The sequence below is a fragment of the Brumimicrobium sp. genome (assembly GCA_023957385.1).
GTDB lineage: Bacteria > Bacteroidota > Bacteroidia > Flavobacteriales_D > Crocinitomicaceae > Brumimicrobium.
Genome location: JAMLGZ010000002.1, coordinates 478,314 through 499,318, shown reverse-complemented (window position 1 = coordinate 499,318; position 21,005 = coordinate 478,314). Strand labels below are relative to the sequence as shown.

At 35.4% G+C, this 21,005-nt stretch carries 15 protein-coding genes; 6 read left to right on the top strand and 9 right to left on the bottom strand.

Going from position 1 to position 21,005, the window contains the following annotated elements:
• Nucleotides 1-30 precede the first annotated feature (30 nt).
• Nucleotides 31-1,185 (bottom strand): 5-(carboxyamino)imidazole ribonucleotide synthase, encoded by a 1,155-nt coding sequence (locus tag M9897_13320; GenBank protein MCO5269867.1) that lies wholly within the window; start codon nt 1,183-1,185, stop codon nt 31-33.
• 132 nt (nt 1,186-1,317) lie between these two features.
• Between M9897_13320 and hpt the strand changes: the two genes are divergently transcribed.
• The 4 genes from hpt to M9897_13300 are packed head-to-tail and all read left to right on the top strand — an operon-like array spanning nt 1,318 to nt 4,020.
• The gene (gene hpt / locus M9897_13315; GenBank protein MCO5269866.1) at nt 1,318-1,845 is read left to right on the top strand and encodes a hypoxanthine phosphoribosyltransferase; all 528 of its coding nucleotides are present in this window, start codon (nt 1,318-1,320) and stop codon (nt 1,843-1,845) included.
• A gap of 7 nt (nt 1,846-1,852) precedes the next feature.
• Complete coding sequence (locus M9897_13310; GenBank protein MCO5269865.1) at nt 1,853-2,431, top strand: adenylate kinase; 579 nt, start codon at nt 1,853-1,855, stop codon at nt 2,429-2,431.
• Between the two features lie 10 nt (nt 2,432-2,441).
• Entirely contained in the window at nt 2,442-3,434 is a 993-nt protein-coding gene (gene obgE / locus M9897_13305; GenBank protein ID MCO5269864.1) for a GTPase ObgE, read from the top strand.
• Nucleotides 3,427-4,020 (top strand): phosphatase PAP2 family protein, encoded by a 594-nt coding sequence (locus M9897_13300; protein ID MCO5269863.1) that lies wholly within the window; start codon nt 3,427-3,429, stop codon nt 4,018-4,020. The genes obgE and M9897_13300 overlap by 8 nt, the downstream gene beginning before the upstream one ends.
• On the opposite strand, the gene M9897_13295 is transcribed toward M9897_13300, so the two are convergent.
• The 5 genes from M9897_13295 to M9897_13275 form a co-directional block, all read right to left on the bottom strand.
• Complete coding sequence (locus M9897_13295) at nt 4,003-5,211, bottom strand: 1-acyl-sn-glycerol-3-phosphate acyltransferase (protein ID MCO5269862.1); 1,209 nt, start codon at nt 5,209-5,211, stop codon at nt 4,003-4,005. The two genes, M9897_13300 and M9897_13295, sit on opposite strands and share 18 nt — an antisense overlap.
• A gap of 186 nt (nt 5,212-5,397) precedes the next feature.
• Nucleotides 5,398-6,690: a hypothetical protein gene (locus M9897_13290; protein MCO5269861.1), complete on the bottom strand. Its 1,293-nt coding sequence runs from the start codon at nt 6,688-6,690 to the stop codon at nt 5,398-5,400.
• A 3-nt stretch (nt 6,691-6,693) separates the two neighbouring features.
• The gene (locus tag M9897_13285) at nt 6,694-7,695 is read right to left on the bottom strand and encodes a type IX secretion system membrane protein PorP/SprF (protein ID MCO5269860.1); all 1,002 of its coding nucleotides are present in this window, start codon (nt 7,693-7,695) and stop codon (nt 6,694-6,696) included.
• A gap of 40 nt (nt 7,696-7,735) precedes the next feature.
• Entirely contained in the window at nt 7,736-9,367 is a 1,632-nt protein-coding gene (locus M9897_13280) for a gliding motility-associated C-terminal domain-containing protein (protein ID MCO5269859.1), read from the bottom strand.
• A gap of 101 nt (nt 9,368-9,468) precedes the next feature.
• Nucleotides 9,469-9,867 carry a hypothetical protein gene (locus M9897_13275; GenBank protein ID MCO5269858.1) on the bottom strand — a complete coding sequence of 133 codons (399 nt, stop codon included), beginning with the start codon at nt 9,865-9,867 and terminating at the stop codon, nt 9,469-9,471.
• 86 nt (nt 9,868-9,953) lie between these two features.
• On the opposite strand from M9897_13275, the gene M9897_13270 reads away from it, so the two are divergent.
• Complete coding sequence (locus tag M9897_13270) at nt 9,954-11,336, top strand: M20/M25/M40 family metallo-hydrolase (protein MCO5269857.1); 1,383 nt, start codon at nt 9,954-9,956, stop codon at nt 11,334-11,336.
• A gap of 157 nt (nt 11,337-11,493) precedes the next feature.
• Here M9897_13270 and M9897_13265 read toward each other — a convergent pair whose 3' ends face one another.
• The 3 genes from M9897_13265 to menA are packed head-to-tail and all read right to left on the bottom strand — an operon-like array spanning nt 11,494 to nt 13,920.
• Nucleotides 11,494-11,934, bottom strand: a complete 441-nt coding sequence (locus M9897_13265; protein ID MCO5269856.1) for a hypothetical protein — start codon at nt 11,932-11,934, stop codon at nt 11,494-11,496.
• 55 nt (nt 11,935-11,989) lie between these two features.
• On the bottom strand, nt 11,990-13,027 hold the full coding sequence (locus M9897_13260) for an o-succinylbenzoate synthase (GenBank protein MCO5269855.1): 1,038 nt from the start codon (nt 13,025-13,027) through the stop codon (nt 11,990-11,992).
• Nucleotides 13,024-13,920 carry a 1,4-dihydroxy-2-naphthoate octaprenyltransferase gene (menA, locus tag M9897_13255; protein MCO5269854.1) on the bottom strand — a complete coding sequence of 299 codons (897 nt, stop codon included), beginning with the start codon at nt 13,918-13,920 and terminating at the stop codon, nt 13,024-13,026. The genes M9897_13260 and menA overlap by 4 nt, the downstream gene beginning before the upstream one ends.
• Nucleotides 13,921-14,043: 123 nt before the next feature.
• On the opposite strand from menA, the gene M9897_13250 reads away from it, so the two are divergent.
• A complete protein-coding gene (locus M9897_13250) occupies nt 14,044-20,766 on the top strand; it encodes a gliding motility-associated C-terminal domain-containing protein (protein MCO5269853.1) in 6,723 nt (2,240 codons plus the stop codon).
• Nucleotides 20,767-21,005 lie beyond the last annotated feature (239 nt).

The window sequence follows — 21,005 nt, the reverse complement described above, 5'->3', positions numbered from 1 at the left end:
ATAAAACTAAGAAAATTAAATGACATCTAATTACCTTTTATCAATAAAAGGTACAATATTTAATTTATTTTGAACTATTCTAGCTTTTTCTTTAGCCTTCTCAATGGATGTATCCGTAATAGTTACATGTCCCATTTTCCTATGAGGTTTCGTTTCTGGTTTTCCGTATGAATGTACGTAAACACCTTTTATCTTCATGACATCTTCAATACCCTGATAAAGCGCTTTTCCACTTCCCTCTTCCCCTCCCAGTAGATTAACCATCACACCCGGAATAACGGTATCAGTATTACCTAAGGGTAGGTTAAGAATGGATCTTAAGTGTTGTTCAAATTGAGAAATATTAGAACATTCTATTGTATGGTGTCCGCTATTATGCGGTCTTGGAGCAACTTCATTTACTAATAATTCATCCTCTTGAGTTAGGAAAAATTCAACAGCTAATAAACCCACCATATCTAATTTGGTAATCACATCCTTTGCTATTTCTTTTGCCTTTTCTTCAACTGCTGGAGTGATATCAGCTGGAGTAAAAAGAAATTCCACTAAATTGAGAGATGGGTTAAATTCACATTCTACAACAGGAAAAGCTGCCATCTCCCCCTCAGAATTTCTAGCTACTAAAACAGATAGTTCTTTCTTAAATGGAATCTTTTCTTCAATCACAGAGGGCGCATCAAAAGCCTCCGCTAAATCCTTTTCTGTGTTTATTGTATAGACTCCCTTCCCATCGTATCCTCCTTTTCTAGCTTTTTGCACAAAAGGATATTGATTGCTAAACTTAGTTATAAGTTCATCTCTATTATCCACTAAGTGAAAAGGAGCTGTTGGAATATTATTTTCTTGATAAAAACGTTTTTGCAATCCCTTGTCCTGAATCATTCGTAAAACTCTTGGTTGTGGATATACTCTTACACCACGTTTTTCTAATTCTTCAAGGGCTTCTACATTTACATGCTCAATTTCTACTGTGAGGACATCCATATCTTTCCCAAACTGGATTACCTCATTGTAATCTTGTATATTGCCCTCTGTAAATTCATAAGCAATTTTGCCACATGGGTAGGATTTAGAGATATCCATAACATAAACATGAACATCGTAACTAATGGCAGATTGAATGAGCATTCTACCTAATTGCCCACCTCCTAAAACACCCAATCTTAAAAAATCACCATACCACATTTTATCTGCATTAAAGATTAATAAATGCGAAGATAATGTCCTTTTTAGGAAATGCAATATTTTTAAAAAAAGATACTAAACACAAATTACTTATATATTAATATTATCTTTGTTACCAATAAAATTGTTGTTGTGGAAGTTGCAGACAGAAGTTTTGAACTATTTTTAACTCATGAGGAAATTCAAGAAGCAGTAAAAAATGTTGCTTCTAAAATCAATACTGATTATGAAAATAAAGAAATTGTTTTCGTAGGAGTTCTGAATGGTGTCTTCATGTTTGCCAGTGACTTAATTAAACATATTTCTGTTTCTTGTGAAGTTACTTTTATAAAAGTTCAGTCTTACCAAGGCACATCAAGTTCCGGCAAAGTGACTAAATTGATTGGGTTAAGCACCGAATTGGAAGGGAAGCATGTTATTATTTTAGAAGATATTGTTGACACTGGCTTAACATTGGAGAAATTACATACAATGATGAAAGAACATCAACCACAATCTTTTGAAGTAGCAACATTATTATTTAAACCTGACGCTTTTAAAGGGAAAACACCTCCAAAGTATATTGGTAAAGAAATACAAAACAAGTTTATTGTTGGTTATGGATTAGACTACCAAGAAAAAGGTAGAAATTTAAAGGATATTTACAAGATAAAAGAATAATTACACAATGTTAAATTTAGTACTATTTGGACCTCCGGGAGCAGGAAAAGGAACACAATCAGAACGCATTATTAATGAGTTTGGGTTAGTACATCTTTCAACTGGAGATATTTTTAGATCAAACATAAAAGGAGGAACTGAACTTGGCAAACTAGCCAAGTCATATATTGATAAAGGACAATTAGTCCCTGACGAAGTAACGATAAACTTATTAGAGTCTGAAGTAAACAAACATGCTGAAGCAAGGGGTTTTATTTTTGATGGATTTCCTCGCACTTCAACTCAAGCAGAAGCACTAGACAACTTCTTATCAAAAAAAGGAACAACTATTACAGGCATGATTGCTTTGGAAGTACCAGAGGAAGAGTTAAAAGAAAGACTTCGCAAAAGAGCAATTGATTCAGGAAGAAGCGATGATGCAGATCCGAAAATCATTGCAAATCGAATCAATGTTTATAATGCCGAGACAGCACCTGTAAAAGAATTTTATAAGAAACAAAATAAACTCTATCTGATTAATGGGAAAGGAGAAATAGATGCAATTACCAAAGCTATTGTTTCAGCTATTCATTCTTTAAAGAAATAAATTATTACCCATGGCCTCTGATAATTTCGTTGATTACGTTAAGATTTTTTGTAAATCAGGAAAGGGAGGAGCTGGTTCTCGCCATTTTTTCAGGGCTAAATATATTCCTAAAGGCGGACCCGACGGGGGAGATGGTGGACGAGGTGGTCATGTGATTTTACGAGGAAATAAGCAAATGTGGACACTCTTGCATCTCAAATTCAAGAAGCACATTAAAGCAACCGATGGAGTCTCTGGTGGAGAAAATCTAATGACAGGAGCTCAAGGAAAAGATGTAATCATTGAAGTCCCTATTGGAACAGTTGCTAGAGACGCTGAAACAAATGAAATACTTTTTGAAATTACAGAAGATAAGCAAGAAGGCATTTTACGAAAGGGTGGACGAGGCGGAAAGGGAAATACTTTCTTTAAAACCGCTACAAATCAAGCCCCTGACTATGCACAGCCTGGTGAAGATTGTGAAGAAGGATGGTCTATTCTTGAGTTAAAGATTCTAGCAGACATTGGGCTTGTGGGGTTTCCAAATGCAGGTAAAAGTACCTTACTATCTGTTATAACCGCTGCTAAACCTGAAATTGGTGACTATCCTTTCACTACATTACGCCCTAACCTAGGAATGGTAGAATACAGAGGAGATAAATCTTTTATCGTCGCAGATATCCCGGGAATCATAGAAGGAGCACACGAAGGGAAAGGTATTGGATTACGTTTCTTAAGGCATATTGAACGAAATTCTGCATTACTCTTTCTTATCCCAGCAGACAGCAAGGATATTCAAGAAGAATATGATATTTTATTGAATGAGCTTCGATTATATAATCCTGAATTATTAGATAAGCGAAGAATATTAGCTATTTCAAAATCAGACTTGCTGGATGAAGAATTAGAAAATGAGATAAGAGCCCAAATAAAAGATTTAGACCCCATCTTTATTTCTGCTGTTTCAGGGAAAAATTTAACACAACTCAAAGACTTAATCTGGAAAACACTTCAAGATGATTGATTGGATTAAATCAATAGATCAGTATATTCTACTTCTCATTAATGGAGCACATACACCTCTCTTAGATAATTTAATGTGGTGGATTTCCAGAACTACAACTTGGTTTCCTCTTTATTTGTTATTATTCATTATTGTTTATAAGAAGTACTCTTTAAAATCTGCTATATGGTTTACAATTATCGGATTGGTTGCTGTAGGAGTCACTGACTTTACAGCTACTTACTTGTTTAAGTATAACTTCATGCGATATAGACCTTCGCATAATTTAAACTTAGAGGGTTTGCTACATTTTTATGAAATCTCTCCGAGCAATTTATACAAGGGAGGTCAATATGGCTTTATTTCGGGGCATGCAGCCAACTCTACGGTTATTGCCCTAATGTTCATTCAACAACTTAGAGGAAAAATAAGACATATCGGACCTCTCTTATTTATTTGGGTCTTCATTGTATGTTATAGTAGAATGTATTTAGGAGTGCACTATCCAACTGATATTTTAGCAGGAATCCTTTGGGGAACTCTCCTAAGTTTATTATTTCATTGGATATACCGAAAAATAATAAACAAACTAAGCGACAGGAATTAATCTTTTAATTTCTTTTAAGATATGAGTTCTCTCAGTTGCGATTTCTGAAATATCTGAACGTTCAATTTTATTCATCTTTACATATTCTTTTAATCTTCTTCGCCATTGATATGCAATAAGTCCAGTAATTGGAATCACAAATAAACCAACACAGAATAAACCCCAAAAAGGCAAAGGAGTTACAAAAGAGACAAGTAAAAATAAAAGAATATTATAAATTCCAGTGAATACTAGTCCTACATTCATCTTAACACTTCCCCAAAACACTCTACGCTTCATAGCACCTTCAACCATATTTTTCGTGATCATATATGGTATATAATTGAATAGCACCCCTATTAACATGATGGGAAACAAGAAAAACAAATATGCTCGCTCCCGCAATTTTTCTCGCTGATTAGATATGACATTGTACAGTGGGGTTTCTTCAATTCTTTTTTGTTTAAGTAAACTAAAATAAGTTTCCATTTTATCTTTCAACTGCATAACCTCATCATTAGCAGTAATATTTTCAGTATTTATCCAATGCGCTAAATTCTTCGAATAATTCCATCTGTCTAATAATGGAATAGATTTATCTGTATCTATCGCGTTCATCCCTTTTCGGGTAATTCGCATAATACTTTCATGAAAAGTAGTAAGATGTATATCCCTAACATCTGTTATTTGCGCTCGCATAGATAATTCCATCTGTTGAGTAAGCTCATAAATAATTTTATTCGGATCAGACTCATACTGATGTTTATAGTTATTTAAACAAACAGGTTCACCGTTAGAAACCACACAATCACCTCCCACATAATTAGGATCTGAATAATTTATTCCAACAGCTTGTATAAAAATCTTTTTTTTCCAATTACATTCTTCTAATGCCGTAAATCCTATCCGAACGGCTCCTTTCTTTATTGGTTTTAATCTTCTTACAAAGGTGTCATCGGTAAATCCCTCAGAAAACACAATAAGATTTTCTCCCCCCTGAAGTATCTTACTACATTGTTTAAATACTTCATGATTTTTCTTTTTGGTATCTTCTCCATCTTGTTCTCTATATATAGGTAACATTCTTGCGCCCCAAAGCACAGGCTTGAGCCATGGAACAAAAACATCTGACCGGGTCATAAAAAACACAATTGGATTTTGAGAATCTGCAATAATTAATGGATCCATAAAAGAAGCCGCGTGATTCGACATAAATATCGTACTAACATACTTCCTACGGGGTGGGTTAATATTAAGAAACCTAGGATAATAAATCCAAAGCTTAATCTTTAAGGTTTGTTTTAAGTAAAAATAAAATGGTCGAAACATATACAAGTATAAAGTTTGATGATTACAAAAATAATAATTTCGCTGCCATTTTATTTATTTAGCACGAATCTATAAATTAAAATCAAATCTGAATGTATGTTTTTGATCTGAGAAAACAGATAATTTACCGCCTAATTGATCTACCAAGGCCTCTATTAAAATCTCATTTAAGGATGATTTCGCTTGAATATTTCCATTTTCATTTATAGGTAAAAATACCGAACTACTAATAAATAATGAATGTAAGCTACTATTTGAAGATTTTGAGATAGAAATTAATATCTCTAAGCTATTTAAATCTTTCGATATTGCTTTATCAATCAATGTATAAAAAAATTCTGTCATCAATAAACCTAAGGGTACGAGCGTGTCGAGTGGGAGGTATTTTATTTCCACTTCAGTAGTTGCAAGAATTCTAATCTTATCAGTTATACTTGATAAATAATTACAGATGTCTCTCATAAATGAATCCACCCCAATCTGTTTGAATTCATCTTCCATCGATTTATAGACATTCTGATGAACTATAGACATAATCTGTATTCTATCATAAATTTCTTTAATAGCATCTTGATGGCTGGGTGAATTTTCATTTAGATACAATCTCAAAATACTAGAAATAACTTGTAAATTATTCGAAACACGATGATGAACCTCTTGTATCAAAGTGGTTTGTTTTTCATATTGATACTTCAATTCCGAATATTTAGTCGCTAAGGTTTCTATTGTCTTATCTAAATCTTCACTTTTCTTTTCTAAACTTTCTTCGTATTTAATATTGTCTATTCTAACTTTATCAAATTCATTTATACGAAGTAAAATATTAGATGCCTGCAAAGCAATCACATCAAATAATTTGATATGCCGTTGTTGAAAGGAATTTGGAGTTAGATATTCACAAAAAATAAAAGCATATATTTTATGTTGATGCTTTATCGGAGATAAAACGGCTGATGCTACTCTTTTATGATTTATGGCTAAGTCCTTAGTGCTATCTATTTTAATAGTTTGCCCACCATTTACCAGTTTTTTAATCAATAAATCATCAACAGAAATTTCTGTAAGAAAATTATTATCTCCTGAATCATGCCTAGTTATATATACATTGTTGGGCATATCCAATGTATAAATAGCACACTTTAATTCAGTTTGGAACTCTTGGAGGCTACGAATTATAATCTTATATAATTCTCCTTCAGACTTAACTTTTAATGAATAATCAGAAAATTGGTACAAGACATCCATACAAGCATTAGATGCTTCCTCTTCTATTAATCGAATATGTGAATCATTAGTGCCCATTGAACAATTGATAGTAAACTGTAAGTCAGATAAACTTACAGTAAATTTATCAAATTTCAATTGTTATTCGTCCAACTGATTATTTTCATCGATAGGACTATCTAATTGTACTACCCTTTTACTTCCAAAGGTAAATCCTAATGTGATTTCATGTACCATATTAGAGACTCTTTGTACTTTTCCTATAGCAATATCATAAGAATAGCCCAATCTTACAAAATTTCCAAAATTCAATCCAGCTCCAATAGAAATAGCATCCTGAAGTCTATACCCTAAATTCACCCAGTATTTTCTATCTATATGGATTCTAGCTCCTAGGTTCATAGATAATGGTGCGTGTTTCATCAACTGGAACATAAAATGTGGTTCCAAAGAAATCTTGGAAGATTGAAATGGAATATTATACATTCCATAAATAAACCAGTGGCGTCCATATTTAGATAAAGAAGAGATATCAGCTAGTTTAATTTTATTTCCCACCAAATGCATGCTAGATATACCTAATTGGAAACGCTTCGCATAAAATACTATTCCTGCATTCATATCAAAGAGTGATTGATTCGCATTCTTTGTTAAGAAATCTTCATAACGACTATCATCCTGCTGTAATAACAAAATTTTGCTACTATAAATTCCAAAATTAGAATACCCTGCACTCACTCCAAAACTCAACATAGTCTCTAAAGCAAAACGAATATGCACAGCATAACTCGCCATTACATTTGTTTCTCTAAAAGGTCCAATTTGATCATTATATATACTTGCCCCAACAACATGCTTATTTACCCCAACACTATTTAAGGGAGAAGAGTAAATAAAATCTTTATTTGGGTTAAAATCATCTAAGGTTTTATCTCTTTTATCAAATCCAATTTGAGAATGAATAGTTCCATAAATCGTTTGGGGAGAATCTTGTATTCCCATCCATTGTTTTCTAAAACCTAAATCGACAGATATTGTTTTAGTTAAACCACTAGCCGCTGGATTAATTATATAAGGGTTTATATAATATTGAGTGAATTGTGCAATCTGCTGTGCCTCAACAGCAAGAGAAATCAGACACATTATAACGAGTAATATACTTTTTCTGCTCATCTTTCTTTGCTTATCTAATAATACTAATTGAACCTGATAATTCTTGATTCTCAGAATTATTTAACTTTATCTTATAAAAATACGTTCCCATAGGTAGTTCATTTCCCTCATTTAAATAGGTTCCGTTCCAAGGATCTGGATATCCTTCTGATTCAAAAACTAACTTGCCCCATCGATTAACAATAGTTATATTGGATTTAGGATATAATATATTCAAATCTTGAATAACAAACAAATCATTTTTACCATCTCCATTGGGTGTTATCATAGTCGGTATAATCGGATTGTACTCATCACATATTTTTGCCATAATGTAGAGTGTATCTGTTGAAGTCCCACATACCGGATTTTTAAATCCATACACAATTCTATTTTCCCCTGCACCAATTTTTTGAAGAGTGGGGTGACTTGTTGTTTCATCACTAAACTCAGTATTACCATCTATAGAATACCATAATACTGTTCCACTACCATTTGGGTCTGTGCCGTATAATTCCATGCCTTGAAAAGGCAAACAAAAAGAGGTGTCATTTGTCAAAATATGAACTTGCTCTTTCTTATAAATTCGTAAGGTATCTATTGAAGCTGGACACACCCCACTAGAAACCACCCAAAGCAAGGAATTCCACCCTTCATTAAAATGATAGGCAACTGTGTTCACTTTTGTATAATCTAGAAATTTCACATTGCCTTCCGCGGAAGTCCATGAACCAATACCATAAGTAGGCACTGTTGCTGAAACATTAATTAAAGTATCTGAACAAACATATAATTCAGCTTGTGTTTGGGCAAGTGATGGAGCCTTATCAACAAAGATTCTTACGGTATCTGAAGCTGAACCGCACTCCTCAGAATGGACTAACCAAACAAAAATATTTTCACCATAGGTAAGTCCTGTTACAGAGGTGATATTATTATTAATATCTACAACAGAAGGTCCGCTACTCTTCACAATCCAAAAACCAGTTCCCGAATTTAACGCTTGGGCTTCTAAGGTATAATTTTGAATATCGCACAAAGAAGTATCTGGTGTTAAGATGTTCGCCTTGGGATTCTCTAAAATCTCAACATAAAAACTACACATGGAAGAATTTCCAGAATCATCTGTTACTTGATATGTTTGTTTGGTAACTCCTTCAGGAAAAGTGCTTGCGGAAGACAATCCAGTGCCATCAATTTGAGTAAGTGAAGCTATTGTACAATTATCAGAAGTTATGGGAAGATCATATATAAACACGGGGTTACAACTCGATAATGTATCTATAACTCTTTTAATTTCCCCGTTTGAACCAAAAATGGTATCTGCTGGGCAAGTAATTTTAGGAACAAATGTATCTGCAACTTGTACGGTAAAACTACAAGTTTCAATATTTCCCATATCATCCTCAACTGTTAACGTTATCGCATGGATACCTTGTAACAAAACTGTTCCTGCAGGTGGATTCTGAGTAAAACTCTGTATGTTATTTATATGTGTAACTGATGCTAATACAGTAAAATCTGTTAGTACGTATGAACAAGTAAGTTCATCACTTACCAAAGTATCCTGGGGACAACTAATAATCAAATCTTGAGCATTTGATTTTTCAATATAAAGGAATAAAATTACTAGACTGTAAATTAAAATAGAGATATATCTCATAAACCAGTAGTTTTTTGGAGTTTATTAATGTTCCGAATATAGAAATTAAAATTTAATTTAAAAAACCTTTATTCATATTAAATATTAGGAACTGATTTTTCTCAGTCCTCTTTTTCTAAACCCTGTCTATTTTTAAGTTGAGATACTTCTCTAGAAAGAATAAACAATTCTATCATAGGTGGTAGAAGTAAAAAGATAGATCCAAAACGCACTAGAGTTAACAGCCAATCTCCTTGCGCAGAGAAGAGTGGCAAAGGTATTACAATAGCAATTAGCCCTAAATAATATAACCAATTATACCATGGTCTCTTTTTATGTAACAACTGTTTTAGTAATTGTGCTCCAATGTAGCATACAATAGCAATTAAAAAGGAAGGAGGTAAATCACGTAGTTCGATAATTGTTTTTGCTAAAAGATAATAAATAATAATAAAAATAGCCGAGATTAGCAAAAGACTAACCAACGCAAAATCAGCATAAATTTTAAGTTTTTCCTTCATATGTTTTTACTCCAAAAATAAGAATTTAAAGAATCTATTGATATTTTTTTTTGTAATTCTTACTTTTCCAAAAAATAAGTTAAATCATGTATAATCTAAAATTCATAACACTCATCTATTTCATTATCTCTTCGATTATTCTGTTTAGTCAAGATTTTAAAAAAGATAGCACTCTTATTCGTAGTATTTATACGGAGGCATTAAGCAACGGAAAAGCTTACGACGATTTATATAACCTTACTAAAAATATCGGGCAACGCCTTTCAGGATCCTTAGGAGCTGAGATGGCTGTTCAATGGGGAGAACAAACCTTAAAAAAATATGATTTTGACAAAGTATATCTCCAAAAAGTAATGGTTCCTCATTGGAAAAGAGGTACGCGTGAAAGGGGCTTTTATATCTCTAATACTAACGACGTCCAACAGATTACCATCTTGGCATTAGGAGGGTCAGTAGGAACAAATGGAATTTTAAAGGCTCCATTAGTTATGGTCAATTCATTGGAAGAATTAAAAAATACTAATACAGATGTATATAAGGGTAAAATTATATTCTTAGCTGAAGCTATGGACGCTAATGTTCCGACTGCCTTTGAAGCATACGGAAAGGGATTTGGCGTTCGTTATTTTGCAGCTATAGAGGCTGCTAAACAAGGTGCTGTTGGTGTTATTATTCGAACACTGAGTTTGAGCGAAAATGATTTCCCAAACACGGGTATCATGAAATATGAGGATGATGTAGCCAAAATTCCAGCAGCTGCTATCTCTACAAATGATGCTACTCTTTTAAAGAAAAGAATTGAAGCTGGTGAACAATTCACTTTTGCAATGGAAATGGATTGTCAACAGTTACCTGATGTTGGATCGTACAACGTAATTGGAGAAATTACAGGTTCAAAATATCCAAATCGAATAATTACTGTTGGTGGACATTTAGATTCTTGGGATGTAGGAGAAGGTGCACACGATGATGGAACCGGAATTGTTCATTCTATGGAGGCTCTACGAATTTTAAAAACTGTAGGTTATAAACCTCAAAATACCATACGGGTTGTATTTTTTATGAATGAAGAAAATGGAAATAAAGGTGGACATACCTATGCTGAGAAGGCAATAGAGAACAACGAAGAACATATTTTTGCCATCGAAAGTGATGCAGGCGGCTTCTCCCCTAGAGGTTTTGAATTTAGCAAAACAAGAGACATTGATTTTATTACTCAATTTAAGCATTTATTTGCTCCCTATCAATTAACTGAATTTATTCCCGGAGGAGGAGGAGTGGACATATCACCTTTAGGAGGAAAGTTTGAAAATATTGGACTCATTGGATTTCTACCTGATAGCCAACGTTATTTTGATATTCATCACAATAATAATGATGTCTTTGAAAACGTAAACAAACGTGAATTACATTTAGGTTGTGCTAGCATCGCTTCATTAATCTATCTTTTGGATAAATACAGTAATTAAATCAGTACTTTCTCTTGTATATAGTAAAAATACAAGAAATAGGAATAATTTATAAATAGACCCCGAGCAGCCAAGGCTCTCGGGGTGACAATTGTGAAGGGCTAATATCGATCTGAAAAGCCGACCGTACTACCCGTACTTTGTACTGTCATTTTAGTTATTTCACTTTTGTAAGTTTTACTATTCTAATTACTGAAAATATTTGACCACTTATGAAAATAAAAAAGAAGGTAAAAATTACAGGAATAATAAATGGAGGATTATTTGTTTTGTTGCTTAGAAGGCCTGCTACTGGTATTATTTGAAAAATTGTCAAACCGATCAAAAACGTCCAATAAAACACAAGTTCATTCTTTCGTCTAATGGACATAATTGTCATTATCAACAAAATTATTGTTGGAATGACATAAAGTAAAGTCCAAAATCTTGATTTAGCTTTCTCAGCTTCATACATTGTTCTATCTTCAGCCCAACCTTCTGTTACTGCTCTATCACTTATTTTCGCAGGTATTCCCATGAGAAGGTCACCAATCCAAAAAAACAGAATTAGTCCAAGTATCAAAATGAATAATATTTGAAGTGCTTTAGTCAATTTCATTTGTCTTTATTTCTGTTTAGTTGTCGTCATTTAGGATGAGGAAAATAGGTGCTAATTAGAAAGCATCCTTTTGGATTTTCAGATAGCCTTTTTCTATGAACATGGGAGATGGAACATTATTTACATATAACATTCCGGTACCCAAACCTTGTTCTCTTTCTATTTGGAAAGTACTTGTGAATTGAGCAATTGCATGTAAACCTACATTTGATTCTAATGCACTTGTAATCCACCATGGAATGTTTCTTTTTTCAGCGAGTTCTATCCACTCTTGCGTTCCTTTAAACCCTCCTATCAAACTAGGTTTCAAAATAATATATTGAGGCTTAATATCATCAAGTAATCTTCCTTTGACCAAGGGATCATATATTCCAATTAATTCCTCGTCCAAGGCTATAGGAAGAATGTTCATTTCACAGAGTTTGGCCATCTCTCTAACTTGTCCTGATTTAATGGGTTGTTCAATGGAATGGATAGACAATTCTGCCAATCTCTTCAGTTTTTCAGGTGCGTTTTCAGGAGAAAAAGCTCCATTAGCATCCACACGCAAAGTAATTTTATCAGGAGAAAATTGACTGCGTATACCTTCTAATAATTTTATCTCTTCATTAAAATCAATAGCACCTATCTTCATTTTAATACAAGAATACCCTTCCTCTAACTTCTGCTGAATTTGTTCAAACATGAAGTCTGGTGCTCCCATCCAGATTAAGCCATTGATAGGAATTCCCATTTTTCCTTTTGAAAAATCTGTATCAAAAAATAAAGATTTACCTCCATTTTCCAAATCTAACAAAGCCATTTCAAGACCAAAATAAATAGAAGGAAATGTTTCCAGCTCTATCGGATTATTGATAAAAAATTGAACATTATCTACTACCTCTTTTATTTTCATTTCATAAAAGAAGTCGTCAATATAATCCGAAGATAGATTAGGAATGACACTACACTCCCCTACTCCAACTATAGTCGGATTTGAATCATCCCAAACAGATATAAACCAAGCCTTTTTATCATTTAGAATTCCTCTACTAGTGCCTGCAGGTCGCTTGAACTCAAATACTTTCTTTTCAAATTTAGCTTGGATACTCATATCAAGGTTAAAATTACAAAAAGTACAGCAATAGCAAAAGTAGAAAGTGCCACCTTTTTCATTTCATGATCCAATTCTTTTGGCTCTTTCGTATTCAGAACCTTAACCAAATGAATGATTAAAACAACAAAAGGAAGAAGAGCTAACAAATGTAACCACCATTCATTTATAGAAGTGCTCCACAGAAAACCTAAAAAGGCAATTATAATCAATAATGCATGATAGATCTTAGCTTTTTTAAACCCTATTTTTACTACTAATGTATTTTTACCTACCTTTTTATCATTTTCATGATCACGCATATTATTCAGATTCAAAACGGCCACGCTAAGAAGCCCAATAGTGCATGCGTAACCTATCAATGACCAATCAAATTGTTTTGCATATAGACTATAAACTCCTAAAACACTTACTAATCCAAAAAATGCAAATACCATTACATCTCCTAAACCATAATATCCATAGGCTTTCTTTCCTAGAGTATAAGTGATTGCTGCTATTATGCACAAGATGGCTAATATCACATATATCCATAAAACTGAACTTTGCATACCTTTTACTCCGATTAGAATAAGTGGAACAGCAACTACTAATGATAAAATAGACATTAAAATCACTCCACCAAGCATTTCTTTTTGTGAAATCTCACCTGATTGTATAGCTCTAACAGGTCCCAATCTTTCTGCATTATCAGCTCCTTTATAGCTATCTCCTAAATCGTTTGCAAAGTTGGATAATACCTGAAGAAAAAGAGTAGTAAGTAGTGATAGTAAAAATATCCAATTGCTCCAAAATCCTTGTTGATAAGCGATAAAACTCCCTAAAACTATCCCTGAAAGGGATAAAGGTAAGGTTCTTAAACGAGCAGCTTTTAACCAACTGTGAATTTTCATACAACAAAAGTGAAGAAATTTATTAGAATACACAATAATAGCATGCTTTTAAAAATTTAAACTGGGTTGGTTATAAAATTTAAAAAAAATCTCATAAATTAGGGGCGCTTAAACATTACAAACATGAAAATCTATAAACTAATTTCATTTACCTTATCCCTATGTTTGGGAATAAGCATCAGTTTTGCACAAACTTTTACTAATACTGCAGCACATAATTTTACAAATGCTACAGTATATACAACAACATTTACAACATCAGGAATTGCTTCAGGAAGCCAATTGAGACAAGTAACACTTAAGTTTGGTGACGCTAGTATATATTCGGGAGACTTAGCAAGTGCCGTGATTACACTAACCAATCCTGGAGGAACTGTTGTAACACTCATAAATCCTACAAGTTTTAATAACGGAAGTACTACAACAGATGCTGATAGGAAACAGTTAAATATAACTTTAAGGGATCATGCTGCTCTAAACACTCCTTGGCAATATGCATCTGCAACTGGTAATACTATTTCTGATTGTTATCCATTTAACTATGGATATTGGAGGGTGCCAACAACTGGCTCGTATAGTAATTTTACTGGAACACATAACGGTACATGGACTCTTACTATATCATTTCCAGGTCTTAGTACAAGCTACGCTAGGAAATATATCAGTTCCACACTCGAATTTGGTAGTGCTTTCCAATTTGAAGATATTATTACATCAAAGCCTAATCAATCTTGTGCTGATAGAAAATGCATCCAAACTGGCACAATTTATACCGCAACAAATAATGGATATCCTCAAAATCAAGGATTGCCTTTTTCAATAGGTGGATGTAAGTGGAATAATGATGACAACCACGCAGCATGGTTTTATTTCACAGCATCAAACTCAACTGTTAATCTATCATTATCCGGTATGACCGATAGAATCCAAACAGTGGTCTTACAAGGAGATTGTGGAAATTTTACTTTAGCTAATGGTGGTTGCCCAGGAACAATGTTTACAGGCTCTTCCAACTATACACAATACTACAAACAATCCTATGCACCGGGAAATGGTGTCTCCATAAATCATGGTTATACGTTAACAGGTCTCACTGTTGGTCAACAATATATTTTAATTGTTGACGGAGAAGGTTCTGATGCACAATCTAATTTTTATCTAGAAATAATAGGTGCTGATGGTTGTTGTGCAACTTATACTTCAACAGTTAGTACAACCAAAACACGATGTGATTCTAACACAGGTACCGCTACTGTTACACCAAACGGAGGGCAGGCTCCTCACCAATATGATTTTGGAAGCGGATATACTTCTTCTAATGTAGCTACTGGATTAAGTGCAGGAAATCATACTTACAGCGTAAAAGACGATAATGGGTGTATTCAGACAGGAACATTTACCATTGTGAAAGAAGATTCTCCTTCTATTACAGTGGGAACGATAGTAGATGAAGCATGCGGAAACAACAATGGTTCTGTTGATATCTCTGTAACCGGTGGAACTTCCCCTTACACGTATTCTTGGTCTGATGGTTCTACCAATGAAGATCTTTCTGGAGTCAGTGCAGGCGGATACAATGTGACTGTAACTGACGCGAATGGGTGTACAAATAATGCCTCTGCAACCGTTGGTTCGATAACAGGTTTATCTATTACAAAAATCATTAAGGGTGACCCTACTTGTAATGGAGATTGTGATGGATCTATTGAAATTGTAGTAGCTGGAGGAGTACCACCTTATTCTTACTCATGGGTAGATGGCTCTGGTAATCCAGTTGGTGGAAATTCAAATGGAATTAGCGACCTATGTGATGGAGACTATACTGTTACCATAACTGACGCAAGTGGTGGCGGTGGCGGAAGTCCAATTGTAATCTACTCCGAAGACTTTAATTCAGGTGCACCAGGGTGGAACTTAAATCACGTAATGGGTTCAGAAGGATCTGACGCTAACTTCTTTAAGATTAGCGATGCAGAAGGAGGACTTCCTCCAGGTGGATGTGGTGTAGCAAACAATGGAGATCCAACTTTGCATGTAACCAGTACATTTAACCCAAATGGAGGTGCCGCGTATAATGCAGGAGGATTATGTGGATTTTTGATGTGTGTAGAAACTCATCGCCAAGCTGAATCTCCAACAATTAGTACGATTGGACAAACTGGATTAACACTTAATTTTGATTTTATTGCTAGAGGACAATCTTCAGGAGCAGATCAAGCGACCGTTTGGTACAATGATGGAAATGGCTGGACACAATTAGGTAGTCGTATTCAATCTAATTTATGCCCTAGCAATCAAGGAGAATGGACTGCTTATTCACATGCATTACCTACTTCGTGTGAAAACATCAGTAACCTTCAAATTGCAATTCGTTGGGATAACAATGATGATGGCGTAGGAACAGATCCATCCGTGGCTATTAATAATTTGACAATAACAACCGCTGGAGCAGGTGGAGGTTCTCCATGTACCTTTACTCAAACTATCTCTATCAGCGAACCTGATCCAATAACAATAGCTACAAGTACTACTACAAGTAATTGTTCTGCTAGCACTGGTACAGCAACCGCTACACCTTCTGGTGGAAATGGTGGTTACACATACTCTTGGAGTCCTTCTGGTGGTACAGGAGCTACTGCAACTGGTTTAGCTGCTGGACCTTATACTGTAACTGTAACAGATAATAAAGGATGCTCAAATACAGCAAATGTTACTATTACAAATCCAAGTAGCCCAACAGTTTCTATTGCTAACCAACAAGATGTGAACTGCTCTGGACAAAACACAGGTAGTGCTACTGTAAATGCAACTGGTGGAACTGGAAGCTATACTTACACTTGGTCTCCAAATGTATCTTCTAGTGCATCTGCAACCAACTTAGCTGCTGGAGTTTATAATGTAACTGTTACGGATGGTGCTGGATGTACTGGTACACAAACCATAACTATCGCTACAAATAACCAGACGCCAACAATCTCTGCTAGCGCAGCTTCTACAACAGTATGTGAAGGTGAAGATATTGAACTCTCCCTTTCAATTACAGATGGAGGTAGTTCTCCTGTGATTAGCTGGAATGGACCTGGAGCTTATTCAAGTTCTGACCAGAATCCAACTATTTCCCCTGCTAGCGCTAGTAATTCTGGTACTTATACGGTAACCGTTGAAGGAGATGGTGGTTGTACTTCTGCACAGAGTCAAGTAACCGTTACAGTAAATCCAAAACCAACGCTATCTACCACTGCTAGTGATGTAACTTGTAACGGAGATAACAATGGTTCAGCTTCTGTAACAGCTACAGGAAATGGAACAATGACCTACTCTTGGAGTCCATCGGGTGGAAATGCAGCTACTGCGACAGGATTATCTTCTGGTACTTATACGGTAACTGTAACTGATGGAAATAATTGTGAGAATACCGCTACAGTTGTAATTACCGAACCTGATGCATTAACTGTAACAACTAGTACTACACAATCCGATTGTTCTGCTAGTACCGGTACAGCTACTGCTACACCTTCAGGTGGAAATGGTGGCTACACATATACTTGGAACCCTTCAGGTGGTACTTCTGCTACAGAAACTGGTCTGGCTCCTGGTACTCATTCTGTAACTGTAACAGATAGTAAAGGCTGTTCAGAAACTGTAAATGTAAATATTACAACTCCAAATGCTCCTACAATTTCTGTAGCTTCTCAACAAGATGCTACATGTGACGGAGGAACTGATGGTAGCGCAACCATTAATGTAACTGGAGGTACTGGAACAATGACATACTCATGGAGTCCTAACGTTTCTTCAACGAATACTGCAAGCAACCTTACAAACGGAACATATACTGTTACTGTAACTGATGATGCCAACTGTACAAATTTTGAAACAATCGTAATTGGAGCTACTAATCCTACTCCAACAATCTCTGCTAGCGCAGCTTCTACAACAGTATGTGAAGGTGAAGATATTGAACTCTCCCTTTCAATCACGGATGGAGGTAGTTCTCCTGTGATTAGCTGGACTGGACCTGGAACTTATTCAAGTTCTGACCAAAATCCAACTATTTCTCCTGCTAGTGCTAGCAATGCTGGTACTTATACGGTAACCGTTGAAGGAGATGGTGGGTGTACTTCAGCACAGAGTCAAGTAACCGTTACAGTAAATCCAAAACCAACGCTATCTACCACAGCTAGTGATGTAACTTGTAACGGAGATAACAATGGTTCAGCTTCTGTAACAGCTACAGGGAATGGAACAATGACCTACTCTTGGAGTCCATCGGGTGGAAATGCTGCTACTGCATCAGGATTAGCACCGGGAACTTATACGGTAACAGTAACTGATGGAAATTCATGTCAAAATACCGCTACAGTTGTAATTGCTGAGCCAACCGCATTATCGGTTTCAACTAGTACTACACAATCAGGTTGTGCCGCTAGTACAGGATCAGCTACTGCTACTCCAACAGGGGGTAATGGTGGTTACACATATTCTTGGAATGATATAACAAATCAAACCACACAGACAGCTTCAAATCTCGCTGCTGGAACATATACTGTAACTGTAACTGATAGTAAAGGATGTTCTATCACTGCAAACGCGATTGTTACTAATTCAAGTGGACCAATTGTTACTATTGCTAGTCAGCAAAATGTGGACTGCTCTGCACAAAATACAGGTAGTGCTACTGTTAATGTTACAGGAGGTACAGGAAGTTATACATATACATGGGATCCAAATGTGTCCACAAGCGCTTCTGCTAGTAATTTAGCTGCTGGAACATATACAGTATATGTAACAGATGGCGGAGGATGTGCAGGTTCAGAAACTATTACTATCGTTGCTAATAATCAGACTCCAACAATCTCTGCTAGCGCAGCTTCTACAACAGTATGTGAAGGTGAAGATATTGAACTCTCCCTTTCAATTACAGATGGAGGTAGCTCTCCTGTGATTAGCTGGACTGGACCTGGAACTTATTCAAGTTCTGACCAGAATCCAACTATTTCTCCTGCTAGTGCTGGTAATTCTGGTACTTATATGGTAACTGTTCAAGGAGATGGTGGGTGTACTTCCGCGCAAAGTCAAGTAACCGTTACAGTAAATCCAAAACCAACGCTATCTACCACAGCTAGTGATGTAACTTGTAATGGGGATAACAACGGTTCAGCTTCTGTAACAGCTACAGGGAATGGAACAATGACCTACTCTTGGAGTCCATCGGGTGGAAATGCTGCTACTGCATCAGGATTAGCTCCAGGAACTTATACTGTAACAGTAACTGATGGAAATACCTGTGAGAATACTGCTACAGTTGTAATTACTGAACCTGATGCATTAACTGCTACAACAAGTTCTCAAGATGCTGATTGTGGATCAAATAATGGAGAAGCTACCGTTTCAGTATCTGGTGGCACAGGAAGTTATTCGTATTCATGGGATGATTCGAGTAATCAAACGACAGCAACAGCTACCAATCTAGCTATTGGAACTTATCACGTAACAGTAAGCGATGACAATGGTTGTTCTATTACAGAAACTATCATTGTAGTAAATCCGAACGCACCTACACTGAGCATTATAAATAGTCAGGATGTCAATTGTGAAGGTGATACAGATGGATCTGCTGAAGCTTTAGCTACAGGTGGTTCTGGTAATTACACGTATAACTGGTCTCCAAGTGGTGGTAGTGATGCTCTTGCAACTAACCTAGGAGAAGGTACTTATACCGTAACAGTAACAGATGATGCAGGTTGTTCTTCCACTGAAAGCATAACAATCAATGCAAATCATCCACTTCCTATACTAGATGCTAATGCAGCTTCAAATCATGTTTGTATCGGTGGGGATATCGAACTTACTGTTTCTATCACTAATGGAGTAACTCCGGACAACTATAATTGGACAGGACCAAATGGATTCACAAGCTCTGATCAGAACCCAACAATTCCAAATGCAGATTCAAATGCGGAAGGAACATATACTGTTAGTGTTACTTCAGCAGATGGATGTATTTCAGCTGCTAGTACTATAACTATTACAATGTCTGATCAACCATCGGTAGATGCTAATGCTCTTTCTCAAAGTGTTTGTGAAGGAGACCAGATTTTCTTAACAGCTACTACAGATGTTACAGACCCTGTTAGCTATAGTTGGACCGGACCGAATGGATTCACAAGTGCTTTCCAAAATCCAATTATCACAAATGCTTCTACGGATAATGCGGGTACTTATGAAGTAACTGTTACAACCCCTGAAGGCTGTTCCTCTGATATTGATCAGGTTACAATTGTAATAAATCCTCTTCCTAATGTTGGAAATATAACAGAAACAAATGCGAATGGATGTTCTAATGAAAGTTTAACATTAAATGTAAGCAACCCACAGAATAATTATACTTATTACTGGGAATTTGATAACCATGTTGTTAATCAAGGTACTTCTCATAACACTTCTGCTAATTCAGATGGTAGCGGTGATTACTATATATATGCTCAAACAGATGAAGGATGTACTGCTTTAGCGCAAATTATTCATGTAACACTTGAGCCATGCGATATAACCATTGTTGAGACGTTCTCTCCAAATAACGATGGATCAAATGACTACTTCCATATTGGAAATTTAGAGTCCTACCCAAATACTGAAGTATGGATATATACACGTTGGGGATTAGAGGTATATCACAATGAAAATTATCTAAATGATTGGGATGGTACTTCTCAAAGCAAATTAAATGTCACTGGAAATGAGTTGCCAGAAGGAACATACTTCTATGTGGTTAAATTAGGAGGTCCTGAAGGTCAGAAAAATAGTGGCAAAGAATATAAAGGATATGTATATATAAAGAGATAGAATATTTCAACTATTCAGAGAAGGGTAAAATAAGACTTTACCCTTCTTTTTTTATATATATAAACATTCCTCTCAATTATACCTTAACCTGTTGTGCATTTAGAACAAAATACAGATTATAATCTTAGACCCCGACACTCCTTCGTCCGTCGGGGTGACAAAACATAGAGTGGGAAGGGCGGTCGGCTTTGCCGACCGATAGTCTCCCCTCACAATTGTCACCCCGAGAACCTTGGTTT